Origin of the sequence: Kitasatospora sp. NPDC101801, from assembly GCF_044766665.1 — a bacterium.
In the GTDB taxonomy this organism is placed as follows: domain Bacteria; phylum Actinomycetota; class Actinomycetes; order Streptomycetales; family Streptomycetaceae; genus Kitasatospora.
In genome coordinates this window covers 83559-97706 of the sequence record NZ_JBIWML010000016.1, presented here as the reverse complement: position 1 = coordinate 97706, position 14148 = coordinate 83559, and the positions used below count along the sequence as shown (strand labels likewise).

Sequence of the window (14148 nt, the reverse complement as noted above, 5' to 3'; positions counted from 1 at the left end):
GTGGGAACTCGGACCGCCCGAACCCGTCCCCGCGCCGCCCGCGATCATTCCGTCCGTCATGGCTTCCTCCACCGCACCCGCACCGGCACCCCGCTGTCCCGCTCGCCAGTGACGCGGCCGTGGCCAACCCCGACGGACCACCTCGCGGACGAGGACGACCGGCGGACGCCGACGACCGGGCAGGCCCGACAGGCCCGGCAGGTCCCACAAGCCGGACGACAACCCATCCACCGTCCACGTGCCGACCGCATCATCGGTGGCAGCGGATCGGGGAGGCTCAAAACCAACCATGGCTCAAAGCTCTTCGAGTGAGATGGGCCGACAGGAAGGGGCACGGATGCCCGGGCAACAGGCCCACTCCCGACACCGAGTCCGTCTCTGCCGAGCACCACCGAATGCGACCTGTTCCTCTCAGAGTACGACGGGGCCAGGGTCCCGCCCAGCTGCGGAGCCCTGAAACGGCGTTGATCCTGCGAACGGAGGATGCGCGCGCCGTAACTTTCGCGCCCCTCTGTTGAGGCCGCGCGCCGCCCGACGAGAAGGTTCCCTGGAGCTTCGCCGAGGAAGCCCCGGGACGCAACAGTGCCGCCACACAACGTGACCCGACTGTCATCGTCCGACAGCCGACCCGACCGGGCGGTCTGTCTGTTGCCGTCCCCTATATAGGCCCACACATCCGTCCACGAATTCACCCAGGCCACAGACCCGCACACCAGGCGCGGACAATGCGCCCTCGGCCCGCCTCAACGCCCCGACCCCGACCGCCTCCCATCCGGATCCCAGCCGCCTGCCGCCCAAACCCCGCAAGTCGCCGGACCGGTCGCTTCTGGCCATTTCGGTCAACTACGGAACGCGACGCGGCAAATGCCTGCTGCAACTGCCAGGGCGCTGGCAGCATGCAGCGCATGCCGCTGCTGCTGTTCGATCTTGACAACACCTTGCTGCCCCGGGACGCCGCCTTCCGCGCCTGGGCGCAGGACTTCCTGGCCGAACACCGGCTACCGGCCGGGGACCTGGGCTGGTTCACCACCATCGACGGGAGTGGGCACGTCCCGCGCAGCACGGTACTGGGCGCTGCGAAGCGCCGCTACGGGCTCGACCGGTCGATGGACTTCCTGCTCGCCCACTACCGGCGAGGCATCAATGCACATATCCAATGCCCGAGTTCACATATCCAGGCACTCAACGCGGCCCGCTCGGCCGGGTGGTCGCTCGGCATCGTCAGCAACGGGGGCACCCGACCGCAACTGGAGAAGATCCGCCGGGTGGGCCTCGGCTCACTGGTGGACGGCTGGGTGATCTCCGAGGAGGCCCGATGTCTCAAGCCCGACCCACGGATCTTCGAGATCGCCGCCCAACGCTGTGGAGTCCCGCCGACCGGTGACTGGGCCACCCACACCTGGATGGTCGGCGACCACGCTCCCGCCGACATCGCCGGGGCCGAACTGACCGGCCTGCGCAGCGTCTGGCTCCACCACGGCCGCCCCTGGCCCGAGCTCGGGTACCGACCCACCCTCAGCGCGGCGGGCATCCCCGAGGCGGTCGGCCTGATCCTCTCCGCCCGCTCCGCCCCGGGGCCCCGCCGCACCGCCGCCGTCCCCAGTACCGCCGTCCCCAACAGCGCCGTCCCCAACAGCGCCGGCAACTCCATGAGCACCGCCGCCGCCAGGGCCAAGCCGGCCCGCCACCCGGGCGCCACGTTCTCCCGGCCGCCGTCCCCGTCACCGGCCCAGGCCCAGACCCAGGCCCAGACCCAGGCTCGCGATCAGGCTCGCGACCAGTTCCGCTCCGCCCCGACCAGGTTCGCCCCCGTCCCTCCCGGTACGGCGGGTTCCGCTACCGCCACCAGCGCGTGACGCCCTGCTCCAGGAAACCCAACTGCCGGTAGAGCGGCTCGCCGAGCTGGGTGGCCACCAGGGTGGTCACCCGGCCGGGCTGCGCCAGCAGAGCTGCCGAGAGCACCGCCCGGCCCAGCCCCTTCGAGCGGTACTCGGGCAGCACCGCCACCCAGTAGACGCCGACCGTCTCCTCGTTGTCGTAGGTCATGCAGGCGGCGGCCGGTTCGCCGTCCACCCGGCCCAGCCAGGCCCGGTATCCGGGTTCCGCCAGCAGCTCGGGCGGGAACTGCACGCCCCGCTCCCAGGGCTGCCTGGCCTCGAGCGGGAAGCCGTCCACCACCACCCGTTCCAGACCGGCCAGTTCCTCGACCCCGTGCACCTCAGCGACCGAGACCTCCTCGACCGGACCCGGCGCCCCGTCCCGCCGCTCCGACGGGCGCCGCTCCGCAACCGACGGTGCGTCAGGCTCGCGGACCATCACCGCCATCGCACGAATGGACTCCAGGCCCTCCCCGGTCAGATCGATCCCGCTGTACGGGTCCTCCAGGAGGTAGCGCTCGCCGTCCCACTCCTTGAGCAGCTCGGCCACTTCGGCCAGCAACGGTTCGACCCCGTCCGGCCCGTAAGGGCGGGTGATCACCACGCGACGGGTGTCGGCGGCATCCCGGGCGCACCGGACCGCCGTGAATCCGGGGCGGACGGTGAACTCCCAACCGTGCGCCCGAGCCTGGGCCAGCCAGAAGGCTGCCGCGTTGTCATTGGCCTGTTCGAGCCGACCTCGATTCGTCATGGCCCGACCCTAACCAGCGCTCGCACATGCGTCCGCTCCAGCCCCACCATTCCCTCCCGCCCCATCGAACCCGCCCATCGAACCCGCCCGCCGAACCCGCCCGCACCCGCACCTCGGGCGCACGCCCCGCACTCCGCCTCGCACCGCCCCCGCGCCAACCTCGCCCCACCCCCCGTTCCACCGCCTCGCCGCGGCGGAACGGCGCACACAGGCGCGCACCCCTACCGCGAGCGCCCCCGCTACGGACCGGCTGTTTTCGGTCAATCTCACTGCCCGCCCGTCCCGTTCGGCAAAGTCGCAGCCCAGAGCAGCCGGCGCAGCCCAATCTCCCGTGCGACCGAGAGGTAGGTCGTGCGGCAACAAGCCATCGCTCCTCCGGCCCTCTTCACAGGGGGGTCGACGGCTGCCACGCTTCGTGATCGAATGCATCACGCCAAATTGCCATGTCGACATAGCGTCGGATGGTGAACTTGTCACAACGGCAACGGTCCAACCAGTAGATTCGATCTTGGCGAGCAAGGCGATCTGCAAGGCGATTCGGTGATCACGGCGAGCAGTTCGGCACCGCGGCACCACCACACACACCACCGAGGGGGCTGGAGCGCCTTGAGCAGGGTGAGCAGGAGCGACACGGGTCCTGACGGCGGCCAGTCGTCGGCCGGCTTCACGAACCGCGCTTCGAGAGACAACGCGCCCCACCAGTCACACCAGCACCAGATCTACCCCTCCGCCCCATCCCTCGGATTCCAACCGGGCTACCAAGCAGGACATCCGGCCAATCCGTCGACCGGCCCGTCGGCCGGTTCCCAGTCCGGATATCAGACTGGACATCAGGCCGGACACCCGGTGAACCACCAGACCGGGCAGCAGCCGTCCGCCAACTCCGCCTCGCGCCGCGGGATCTCCCCCGCCGCCAATCTGGCGGCAGGTCAGGGTGCCACCACCGCAGTCCAACTGACGCAAGGCCAGTTCTCCACCGGGTCCGCGACGGCCACCCTCACTGCGCCGACCGCCACCACCGCGGCGAATGCCGGCCTGCTCGGCCACGCCGCCGCACCGCGCAAGCTCTCCGGCCGCCGCCGCCGCGAGACGGTGGCCGTACTGATCTTCGGGGGCGCCCCGATCTTCGAGAGCTCGATCCCGCTCTCGGTCTTCGGCGTCGACCGTCAGGACGCCGGAGTGCCGCGCTACCGCCTGCTGGTCTGCGCGGGCGAGGACGGTCCGCTGGCGACCACCGGTGGGCTGACCCTCACCGCACCGTACGGGCTGGAGACGCTCGCCCGGGCCGGCACCATCGTCGTCCCGGCCTGGCGGTCGATCTCGCAGCCCCCGCCGCCGGAGGCGATCGCCGCGCTCCGCAAGGCGCACCACGAAGGGGCCCGGATCATCGGCCTCTGCACCGGTGCGTTCGTGCTCGCCGCGGCCGGCCTGCTGGACGGCCGCCCGGCCACCACCCACTGGATGTACGCGCCGACCCTGGCCAAGCGGTACCCCAAGGTGCACGTCGACCCGCGCGAGCTCTTCGTCGACGACGGCGACGTCCTCACCTCGGCGGGCACCGCCGCCGGTATCGACCTCTGCCTGCACGTGGTCCGCAGCGACCACGGCGCCGAGGCCGCCAACGCGCTGGCCCGTCGCCTCGTGGTCCCGAGCCGGCGCAGCGGCGGCGGTCAGGCCCAGTACATCGACCAGTCTTTACCTGAGGAGATCGGCAACGACCCGCTCGCCGAGGTCGTGACCTGGGCCCTGGAGAACCTCAACCAGCAGTTCGACGTCGAGGTCCTGGCCGCCCGCGCCTACATGAGCCGCCGTACGTTCGACCGGCGGTTCCGCACCCTCACGGGCAGCGCCCCGCTGCAGTGGCTGATCACCCAACGGGTGCTCCAGGCACAGCGGTTGCTGGAGGCGTCCGAGCTCTCGGTGGACGACGTCGCGCGCCGCTGCGGCTTCCGTTCGCCGGTGGCCCTGCGCGGGCACTTCCGCCGCCAGCTCGGAGTCTCCCCCGCCGCGTACCGGACGGGCTACCGCGCCCGGCGCCCGGCTCCCCAGCCGACCGCCGGTCCTACCCTGCCCACCGGGACCAACCCGACCGTGCCCGCGCAGGCCCATCCGGCCGACCGGTCGGCCGGCGTCCAGGGCGGGGCGACCCACCTGACGGCGGGTCCGACCCGTCCGCTGGTGCCCACCCAGGCGGGCGCCGCTCCCCGTCCGGCCTCCCGTGGTGCCCACCCGGCTCACCCGGGCCACCCCGGCCATCAGGGGCACCCGAGCGCCGACACCCACGCCAGCGGGATCGGCCCCGAACGCGCCGTGGAGCACGCACACGCCACCGCGTCCGAGGAGGGGTACGGCCAGCCGACGGCCCGTGATCTGGGCCAGGGTCACCGTCCGGACGGAGCACCGGCGTCCGGGCCCCGCCCGGGCCACGGCGGCCCTCCCGCCGGTTCCGGCCGGCCCCCGGGCACCCCTGCGAACAGCGCCGCCGACGGCACTGCGGGCGAAGCCACGGACGGGCGGACGGGCCGACAGCTGTCCGGCTCGCGTGATCGCGCCGTAGGGTGAGCGTGTGAATGACCGCCTGGTATGGATCGACTGTGAAATGACGGGGCTCGACCTCGGCCGGGACGCCCTGGTCGAGGTCGCCGCTCTGGTGACCGACTCCGAGCTGAACATCCTCGGGGAGGGCGTGGACGTCATCATCCGCCCCCCTGCCGAGTCCCTGGAGACCATGCCGGACGTGGTGCGCCAGATGCACACCTCCTCCGGCCTGCTCGACGAGCTCGCGGACGGCGTCACGCTCGCCGAGGCGGAGGCCCGGGTGCTCGCCTACATCAGGGAGCACGCCGCCGAAGCCGGCAAGACCCCGCTCTGCGGCAACTCGGTGGCGACCGACCGCGGCTTCCTCTCCCGGGACATGCCCGCGCTCGAAAGCCACCTGCACTACCGGATCGTGGACGTCTCCTCGATCAAGGAACTGGCCCGCCGCTGGTTCCCGCGTGCCTACTACAACAGCCCGCAGAAGGGTGGCAGCCACCGCGCCCTCGCGGACATCCGGGAGAGCATCGCCGAACTCCGCTACTACCGCGAGGCGGTGTTCGTCGCCCCGCCGGGCCCGGACACCGACGCCGCTCGCACCATCGCCGCCAAGTACCAGCTGCCGACGGGCTGACCAGCGGGACGCTCCTCCGGTCACCGAAACCCTGGCGCGAGCACCCGTTCCGATCCTGTAGAGTTCTTCCTGTCGGAGCGGGAACGCACCGGCAGATGGTGGGTATAGCTCAGTTGGTAGAGCACCTGGTTGTGGTCCAGGTGGCCGCGGGTTCGAGTCCCGTTACTCACCCCAACAGCCTTGAGGGTCCGATCTCCTGGAGATCGGACCCTCAAGGCGTTTCTGCGTTCCACGCCTCCACACCTCCACGCCGAACCGGCACTACCCTCAGAAGCTACTCACTAGTAACATCTCTGCCATGACCACACCTTCGATCGGCCAGCTGCTCGACTCCACGGTGCCGATGGCGCACACCCTCAACCTCGAGTACCTGGAGACCAGTCCCGAGCGCGCGGTGCTCCGGCTGCCGGACCAGCCCGCTTACCACAACCACGTCGGCGGCCCGCACGCCGGCGCGATGTTCACGCTGGCCGAGTCGGCCAGCGGCTGCATCGTGCTCGCCGCGTTCGGCGACCAGCTGCACCGGGCCGTGCCGCTCGCCGTGAAGGCGGAGATCGCGTACAAGAAGCTGGCGAAGGGCGTGGTCACCGCCACCGCCACCCTGGACCGTCCGGCCGCCGACGTGGTGGCCGAGCTCGACAAGGGCGAGCGCCCGGAGTTCACGGTCACCGTGGACATCACCCGCGCCGACGGCGACGTCACCGGCGTGATGACCATCACCTGGACCCTGCGCCCCAACTCCTGACGCGCGGTCACCCGGCGGGGAGCAGCCGACCCGGCCTCCCCGCCGAGCACCGCCCACCTGAGCAGCACACCACCTGGGCCTGCCCGCGCGAGCCCTGTCCGCACGGGGCCCTACGCCGACTCCCGCACCACCAGCTCGGTGGCCAGCACCACCTGCCGCCGCGCGCGCCCCTGTTCGGCGATCTCCTCCAGCAGCAGCCGCGCCATCGTCCGCCCCATCTCCTCGATCGGCTGGCGCACGCTGGTCAGCGGGGGGTCGGTGTGCCGGGCCACGATCGAGTCGTCGAAGCCGATCACCGCCACGTCGTCCGGCACCCGCCGCCCGGCGGCCCGGAGCACCTGCAGCGCGCCCGCCGCCATCACGTCCGAGGCGCAGAACACCGCGTCCAGCCCGGGCCGGCGCTCCAGCAGCTCCCGCATCGCCACCCGCCCGCCCTCCTCGGTGAAGTCGCCCGGGCCGACCAGCTCCTCCTGGTACGGCCGGCCGGCCTCCTCCAGCGCCTGCCGGTAGCCGGAGAGCCGCGCCCTGGCCCCCTCCATGTCGAGCGGCCCGGTGATGGTCGCGACCTGCGCACAGCCACGCCGCAGCAGGTGCCGGACGGCCATCCGGGCCCCGCCCGCGTTGTCCGCGTGGACGTAGCTCAGCGGCTCCAGGTCCCCCCGCCGCCCCGCCAGCACCGAGGGGATCTCCAGGCTCTCCAGCAGGCTCGGCAGCGGATCGTCCTGATGCACCGACACCAGCAGTACGCCGTCCACCCGCTGGGCGGTCAGATAGGCCGAAAGTCGCTCCCGCTCGCGCTGGTTGCGGACCAGGATCAGCAGCAGCTGCATGTCGGTCTCGGCAAGTTCGGCGGAGACGCCGCTGATGATGTCGGAGAAGTACGGTTCGGAGAACAGCCGGGTCTCCGCCTCGGGGACGACCAGGGCGATCGAGTCGGTCCGTGAGGTGACCAGGGTGCGGGCCGCCCGGTTCGGGACGTAGCCGAGCTCGGCGATCGCGGCGTTCACCGCCTCCCGGGCCTTCTCGCTCACCCGGGGCGAACCGTTCACCACCCGGGAGACCGTCCCGCGCCCGACGCCCGCCAGTGCGGCCACCTCCTCCAGCGTCGGCCGGGCCGATCCGGCGGCGGTACGCGTCCCGGCGCGGCCGGAACCCGTACCGCCCGTACCGCCCGGCCCGCCCTGTGGGCCCGGCGAGCCTTGTGAGCCCTGCGAGCTGTGCGGCCGCTGCGGCCCGTTCGGCCCCGTCGGCCGCTGTGCGGTCTGGCTCATCGCTCACCTCGTGGGACACGTCGTCGTGGTCGTCGTTGCTCATTGTGGCCGGTTCGGCCCCGGGCCGATCGACCGGCGTCCGAGCACCCGCCCGAGCCGCCCTCCCAGCACCCGCCCGAGCCGCCGTCCCAGCACCCGCCCGAGCCGCCGTCCCAGCACCCGTCCGGACGCCCGCCGGGCAGCCCGCCGGGGGCCCCGCAGGACACACTCCCGCAACGGTTCCGACTTCTGCTCTTGACACTCACCCCCGCGACCGAGCAACCTTCCGGCATGCCTTTCGTGGGAGCGCTCCCACACCCTACTGGCCAATCACCGCGCACACAGCACCCCTGCCCCACCCTGGAACAAGGAGACCGCCATGCGCCGCAGCACCACCCGCCCCCGCAGAGCCGCCGCCCTCGCCACCGCCACGGTGGCCGCCACCGCCCTGTTGCTCACCAGCTGCTCCAGCTCCGACGGGGGCTCCGGCGACGCGAAGGGCGGGGACGCCAACGAGAAGATCACCCTGACCGTCGGCGACTTCGGCACCTTCGGCTACCAGGAGGCCGGGCTCTACGCCGAGTACATGGCGGCCCACCCGAACATCACCGTCAAGGCCGAGACCGCGCAGGACGGCCAGAAGTACTGGGACGCGCTCACCACCCACCTGGCGGCAGGCAGCGGCCTGACCGACATCCAGGCCGTCGAGGTCGGCTACATCGCCCAGGCCACCGGCAAGTTGGCCGACAAGTTCGTCGACCTCGGCAAGACCGACGGGATCTCGGCGGGCGCCTGGCTGCCCTGGAAGTCCGAGCAGGCCACCACCGGCAAGGGCGAACTGATCGGCCTCGGCACCGACATCGGCCCGATGGCGGTGTGCTACCGCAAGGACCTGTTCGAGCAGGCCGGGCTGCCCTCCGACCGGGAGGCGGTCGGCGCGCTCTGGGCCGGCGACTGGAGCAAGTTCGTCGAGAAGGGCAAGGAGTACCAGGCCAAGGCCCCGGCCGGGACCTTCTTCACCGACTCGGCGAGCGGCCTGTTCAACGCCGTGATCTCCAGTGACACCCAGCAGTACTCCGACGCCTCGGGCAAGTTGAGCGTCAAGGACAGCCCGGCCGTGCAGAAGGCCTGGGACATCTCGGTCGCCGCCTCGCAGGCGAAGATCAGCGCCGGTCTCCGGCAGTTCCAGAAGCCGTGGGAGGCCGCCTTCGCCAACGCGAAGTTCGCCACCGTGGTCTGCCCGTCGTGGATGACCGGCATCGTCAGCAAGCAGTCCGGCGAGGCCGGCAAGGGCAAGTGGGACATCGCCAAGGCCCCCGTCGCCGCCAACTGGGGCGGCGCCTTCCTGACCGTCCCGAAGGCCGGCAAGCACACCAAGGCCGCCGCCGCGCTGGCCGCCTGGCTGACCGCGCCGGAGCAGCAGGCCAAGGTCTTCACCAAGGTCGGCAACCTGCCCTCGACCTCCGCCGGCCTCCAGCTGCCCGCCGTCCAGTCGGCCAAGCTGGACTACTTCGGCGACACCCCGACCGGCCAGATCTACGCGGCCGCCGCCGCCTCGATCAAGCCCGCCAAGATCGGCCCGGACGACGGCACCGCCAAGACCATCATCACCGACAACGGCATCCTCGACATCGAGGAGCACGGCACCGACCCGGCCAAGGCCTGGCAGAACGTGCTCAAGGGCATCGAGGACAAGGTCAACGGCTAGGACTGCCGGGGCAGTCGGCGACCACCCCGCCGACTGCCGCCGTCGCCCGCCCCTGCGGCGACGACCCCCAGCCGCGACGTCCCACACCGGTAACACCCCCAGCATCCCCAGTATCCCCAGCGCCACCGCCCGGCCGACCCTGACGACCCGTCGGCCGGGCGGCACCATCAGCAGCCACCCCCGGGAGGACACCCCGTGGCCACCCCAGCCCCGTCCACCAGTTGGCGCTCGCGCCTCTACCGCTTCGACCTGAAGGCCGCCCCCTACGCATTCATCGCCCCGTTCTTCCTCTGCTTCGCCGCCTTCGGGCTGATCCCGCTGGTCTGGACCGGCTGGCTCTCCCTGCACCAGGTCGACCTGCTCACGCCGGACGTGCTGGAGTGGCGCGGGCTCGGCAACTACACCCGCCTCTGGGACAGCGAGCAGTTCTGGACCGCGCTCCGGAACACCTTCACCATCGGGGTGATCTCCACCGTCCCGCAGCTGCTGATGGCCCTCGGCCTGGCCCACCTGCTCAACTACCGTCTGCGCGCCCGGGGTTTCTTCCGGGTGGCGGTGCTCGCCCCGTACGCGACCTCGATCGCCGCGGCCACCCTGGTGTTCGTCCAGCTGTACAACCCGGACTACGGGATGATCAACTGGGCGCTCTCCGCGCTGGGGGTGGAGCGCACCGACTGGTTCGCCGACACCTGGCCCTCGCAGATCGCCATCTCCTCGATCGTGACCTGGCGTTGGACCGGCTACAACGCGCTGATCTACCTGGCCGCGATGCAGGCGGTGCCGAAGGACCTGTACGAGGCCGCGAGCCTGGACGGCGCCTCGCGCTGGCAGCAGTTCACCCGGATCACCATCCCGTCGATCCGGCCGACCATCCTGTTCACCATCATCGTCTCCACCATCGGCGCCACCCAGCTGTTCGGCGAGCCGATGCTGTTCGGCGGCGGGGTCGGGGTGAGCGGCGGCTCCGCGCACCAGTTCCAGACCCTGAGCCTCTACCTGTACGAACTCGGCTGGCCCAGCCGTCAGTTGGGCCGCGCCTCGGCGGTGGCCTGGACGATGCTGCTGCTCCTGCTGCTGGTCGGCGCGGTCAACCTGCTGATCGCCCGTCGCAACCGCGCCAAGCTGGGAGGCTGAGCGATGAGCACCCTGACCCCGCCCCGTCCGGCCGAGGCCCCGAGCAGCTCGGGGCCCGTCGTCGCCCGACGGCGGTTCCGGGCCGGAGCCGGCGACCACGACAAGGCCGGACCGGTCACCTACCTGCTGCTCGGCCTGGCTGCCGCGCTCTCGCTGTTCCCGCTCTACTGGACCTTCGTGGCGGCCAGTCACACCGGCGAACGGGTGGCCCAGTCACCCCCGCCGCTGATGCCGGGCGGCGCACTGTGGACCAACCTCTCCACCGTCTGGGACCAGACCGCGATGGGCCAGGCCCTGCTCAACTCCACCATCGTGGCCGGGCTGGTGGCGCTCTCCACCGTCGCGTTCTCCACGCTGGCCGGCTTCGCGTTCGCCAAGCTCCCGTTCCGCGGGCGGAACGTCCTGCTCACCCTGGTGGTGGCGACCATGACCATCCCGCCGCAGCTCAGCGTGATCCCGCTCTACCAGATCATCACCGACCTGGAGTGGGGCAACCAGCTCCAGTCCGTCATCCTGCCCTCGCTGGTGGCGGCCTTCGGGGTGTTCTTCATGCGGCAGTTCCTGGCCGAGGCGCTCCCGGTGGAGCTGATCGAGGCCGCCCGGGTGGACGGCGCGCACAGCCTGCGGATCGTCTGGCACGTGGTCTTCCCGATCGCCCGCCCCGCCATGGCCGTGTTGGGCATGCTGGTCTTCGTGCAGTCCTGGAACGACTTCTTCTGGCCCTTCGTGGTGCTCACCCAGCAGAACCCGACCGTGCAGGTCGCGCTCTCCGCGATCGGCGGCGGCAGCGCGTACGACATCAACCAGGCGGTCATCATGACCGGCGCGTTGGTCGGCACCCTGCCGCTGCTGCTGATCTTCGCCGTGCTCGGCAAGCACATCGTCGGCGGCATCACCGCCGGTGCCGTCAAGAGCTGATCCGACGTCAGCGTCCACACTCACCATGGGAGCGCTCCCGCAATGACCGTGACCGAACCGAGCACCATCCGCACCGGCCCGGCCTTCCCGCCCGGCTTCGCCTGGGGCGCGGCCACCGCCGCGTACCAGATCGAGGGGGCCGCCACCGAGAACGGGCGCACCCCGTCGATCTGGGACACCTTCAGTCACACCCCCGGCAAGGTGGCCGGCGGTGACACCGGGGACATCGCCGTCGACCACTTCCACCGGTTCCGCGAGGACGTCCGGCTGATGGCCGAGCTCGGCCTGACCTCGTACCGGTTCTCGCTCTCCTGGCCGCGCGTCCAGCCCACCGGGCGCGGCCCGGCGGTCGAACGCGGGCTGGACTTCTACCGGGCGCTGACCGACGAGCTGCTGGCGCACGGCATCACGCCGGTCGCCACCCTCTACCACTGGGACCTGCCGCAGCACCTGGAGGAGCTGGGCGGCTGGCCGGCCCGGGACACCGCCTACCGGTTCGCCGACTACGCCGCACTGGCCGCCGAGGCGCTCGGCGACCGGATCTCCACCTGGACCACCCTGAACGAGCCCTGGTGCAGCGCCTTCCTCGGCTACGGCTCCGGCGTGCACGCCCCCGGGCGCAGCAACCAGGCCGACGCGCTCCGGGCCGCGCACCACCTCAACCTGGGCCACGGCCTCGCGGTCGGCGCACTGCGCGCGGCCCTGCCACGGTCCGCCCAGCTGGCCGTCTCGCTCAACCTGCACCAGATCCGGCCACTCAGCGCGGACCCGGCCGACCTGACGGCCGCCCGCCGGATCGACGCTGTCGGCAACCGGATCTTCACCGGCCCGATGCTGGGCGGCGGTTACCCGGCCGACCTGCTCGCCGACACCGCCCACCTGGTCGACTGGGACACCCTGGTCCAGCCCGGCGACGAGGCCGAGATCGGCCGCCCGATCGACCTGCTGGGCATCAACTACTACACCCCGACCGTGGTTTCGAGTGCCGAGAACGCCAGGGACCTGCCCCGCCACGACGGCCACGGCGGCGGCGACCAGTCGCCCTGGCCGGGCGCCGAGGACGTCGCGTTCCACCTCGCCCCCGGCGAACGCACCGCGATGGACTGGCCGATCGACCCGACCGGTCTGACCGACCTGCTGCTCGACGTGCACCGGGCGCACCCCGGGCTGCCGATGCTGGTCACCGAGAACGGCGCCGCCTTCGAGGACACCGTCGGCCCGGACGGCCTGGTGGACGACCAGGACCGGATCGCCTACCTGCACGGGCACCTGGCCGCGGTGGCCGACGCCGTGGCGGCCGGCGCGGATGTCCGGGGTTACTACCTCTGGTCGCTGCTGGACAACTTCGAGTGGGCGTACGGCTATGCCAAGCGGTTCGGCGCGGTGCACGTCGACTACGGCACGCTGGCCCGCACCCCGAAGGCCAGTGCCCGCTGGTACGCCGAGGTGATCCGTACCGGAACCCTTCCGCAGGGGTGACCCCCGCCGCGTGACCTGACCACCGGCCGGTCGTTCTCTCTTGTCGTGCGAGCAAATCACGCGGCCCGGCCGCGAGTCGAAGCCCCGGGCGGCGACCCGGAGTGTCAGGGGCGTCCTGGTCCGGCGCAGGGCCGGGGGCGACTGCCCCGGCCCCGGGCCAGGACGCTCGCCGCCGGCGGTGCGGTGCTCGCCCACGTCTGGGGTCTCGGCCTCGGGGTGAGCAGTGCCTACGCCAGTGACGGTCCGGCCGTCACCGACCTGGTCAACCAGGCCGGCGCCCCGGAGCTGTTGGGCCGGCTGACCGGGGCGGCCGTACCCGTGCTGGAGCAGCAGACCGCCTCGGTGGGCCGCGCCCTGCAGGACCGGATCAGGACCGACGGGCTGCCGCTGCCCGGCCAGGCGACCACCGTGCCGGACGCCTTCGCGATCGCGGCGGTCCTGCTGCCCGCCGTGCCGCCGCAGCCCCGGGGGGACGGCGAGCCCCGGGCCTCCCGGTCCGTCGGGGGCGTCGGGGCCGCGGAGGCGGCGCCTGGGCCGCTGCCGGTCGCGAGCGCCACGCTGCGCTCGGCGGCGGTCGCGCAGGCGACGGTCGCCAGCACCGCCGTGGACCGCACCCTCCCGATCGCCAGGACTGCCGACCTCCAGGTGGTGCAGGGCAGTTGGGAACCCGTCCAGCCGGAACTGGCGGTGGTCACCACCGCCGCCCCGGCCGACACCGAGGGCAAGCTGACCGCCGTCCTGGTCCCGATCGCGGCCGGGCTGCTGCTCACCGGGGCGGCGATGTACAAGCACCGGGGCATCCCCAGCGGGCACTGAGACCGACCGGCACATGGTGGGTGGGCTAAGGAGCGCCCGCCGCGTCAGCGGCTGATGTCTCTGCGGGGTGCGTGCCTCGGCGGTGCGGAGCAGGGGGCCCCTCCCGGCCGAGGACTGGGATGCCGAAGGCTGGGCGGGGGTCCCCCCGGCCGGAGGCTGGGATGCCGAAGGCTGGGCGGGGGTCCCCCCGGCCGAAGGCTGGGATGCCGAAGGCTGGGCGGGGGTCCCCCCGGCCGAAGGCTGGGATGCCGAAGGCTGGGCGGGGGTCCCCCCGGCCGAAGGCTGGGGGAGAGTTCATGCG

The 14148-nt window shown here is 72.1% G+C and carries 11 protein-coding genes and 1 tRNA gene; 10 read left to right on the top strand and 2 right to left on the bottom strand.

Annotated features, from left to right (window positions below):
* Positions 1–905: 905 nt before the first annotated feature.
* Positions 906–1856 (top strand): HAD-IA family hydrolase, encoded by a 951-nt coding sequence (locus ACIRPK_RS19680; protein WP_403040482.1) that lies wholly within the window; start codon positions 906–908, stop codon positions 1854–1856.
* Here ACIRPK_RS19680 and ACIRPK_RS19675 read toward each other — a convergent pair.
* Positions 1837–2628, bottom strand: coding sequence for a GNAT family N-acetyltransferase (locus ACIRPK_RS19675; RefSeq protein ID WP_403040480.1), 792 nt, complete (start codon positions 2626–2628; stop codon positions 1837–1839). The genes ACIRPK_RS19680 and ACIRPK_RS19675 overlap by 20 nt on opposite strands.
* 1035 nt (positions 2629–3663) lie before the next feature.
* Here ACIRPK_RS19675 and ACIRPK_RS19670 point away from each other — a divergent pair.
* From ACIRPK_RS19670 to ACIRPK_RS19655, 4 genes are all read left to right on the top strand, one after another.
* Positions 3664–5190, top strand: coding sequence for a helix-turn-helix domain-containing protein (locus ACIRPK_RS19670; protein ID WP_403040540.1), 1527 nt, complete (start codon positions 3664–3666; stop codon positions 5188–5190).
* Between the two features lie 4 nt (positions 5191–5194).
* Entirely contained in the window at positions 5195–5797 is a 603-nt protein-coding gene (orn, locus tag ACIRPK_RS19665) for an oligoribonuclease (protein ID WP_403040477.1), read from the top strand.
* Between the two features lie 98 nt (positions 5798–5895).
* Positions 5896–5971, top strand: a tRNA-His gene (locus ACIRPK_RS19660).
* Positions 5972–6095: 124 nt separating this feature from the next.
* On the top strand, positions 6096–6542 hold the full coding sequence (locus ACIRPK_RS19655; RefSeq protein ID WP_184919342.1) for a DUF4442 domain-containing protein: 447 nt from the start codon (positions 6096–6098) through the stop codon (positions 6540–6542).
* Between the two features lie 110 nt (positions 6543–6652).
* On the opposite strand, the gene ACIRPK_RS19650 is transcribed toward ACIRPK_RS19655, so the two are convergent.
* Complete coding sequence (locus tag ACIRPK_RS19650) at positions 6653–7813, bottom strand: LacI family DNA-binding transcriptional regulator (protein WP_403040475.1); 1161 nt, start codon at positions 7811–7813, stop codon at positions 6653–6655.
* Positions 7814–8171: 358 nt separating this feature from the next.
* Between ACIRPK_RS19650 and ACIRPK_RS19645 the strand changes: the two genes are divergently transcribed.
* The 5 genes from ACIRPK_RS19645 (at position 8172) to ACIRPK_RS19625 (ending at position 13847) form a co-directional block, all read left to right on the top strand.
* Positions 8172–9500, top strand: a complete 1329-nt coding sequence (locus ACIRPK_RS19645; RefSeq protein ID WP_403040472.1) for an ABC transporter substrate-binding protein — start codon at positions 8172–8174, stop codon at positions 9498–9500.
* A gap of 195 nt (positions 9501–9695) precedes the next feature.
* Complete coding sequence (locus tag ACIRPK_RS19640; RefSeq protein WP_403040469.1) at positions 9696–10634, top strand: carbohydrate ABC transporter permease; 939 nt, start codon at positions 9696–9698, stop codon at positions 10632–10634.
* 3 nt (positions 10635–10637) lie between these two features.
* A complete protein-coding gene (locus ACIRPK_RS19635; RefSeq protein ID WP_403040466.1) occupies positions 10638–11552 on the top strand; it encodes a carbohydrate ABC transporter permease in 915 nt (304 codons plus the stop codon).
* A gap of 42 nt (positions 11553–11594) precedes the next feature.
* A complete protein-coding gene (locus ACIRPK_RS19630) occupies positions 11595–13031 on the top strand; it encodes a GH1 family beta-glucosidase (RefSeq protein ID WP_403040463.1) in 1437 nt (478 codons plus the stop codon).
* A 45-nt stretch (positions 13032–13076) separates the two neighbouring features.
* A complete protein-coding gene (locus ACIRPK_RS19625; protein WP_403040460.1) occupies positions 13077–13847 on the top strand; it encodes a hypothetical protein in 771 nt (256 codons plus the stop codon).
* The last annotated feature ends 301 nt before the right edge of the window (positions 13848–14148 follow it).

Coding starts and splice junctions, on each gene's coding strand:
- ACIRPK_RS19650 (WP_403040475.1), bottom strand. CDS start 7,813: ATGAGCCAGACCGCACAGCGGCCGACGGGGCCGAACGGGCCGCAGCGG.
- ACIRPK_RS19645 (WP_403040472.1), top strand. CDS start 8,172: ATGCGCCGCAGCACCACCCGCCCCCGCAGAGCCGCCGCCCTCGCCACC.
- ACIRPK_RS19675 (WP_403040480.1), bottom strand. CDS start 2,628: ATGACGAATCGAGGTCGGCTCGAACAGGCCAATGACAACGCGGCAGCC.
- ACIRPK_RS19635 (WP_403040466.1), top strand. CDS start 10,638: ATGAGCACCCTGACCCCGCCCCGTCCGGCCGAGGCCCCGAGCAGCTCG.
- ACIRPK_RS19680 (WP_403040482.1), top strand. CDS start 906: ATGCCGCTGCTGCTGTTCGATCTTGACAACACCTTGCTGCCCCGGGAC.
- ACIRPK_RS19630 (WP_403040463.1), top strand. CDS start 11,595: ATGACCGTGACCGAACCGAGCACCATCCGCACCGGCCCGGCCTTCCCG.
- ACIRPK_RS19655 (WP_184919342.1), top strand. CDS start 6,096: ATGACCACACCTTCGATCGGCCAGCTGCTCGACTCCACGGTGCCGATG.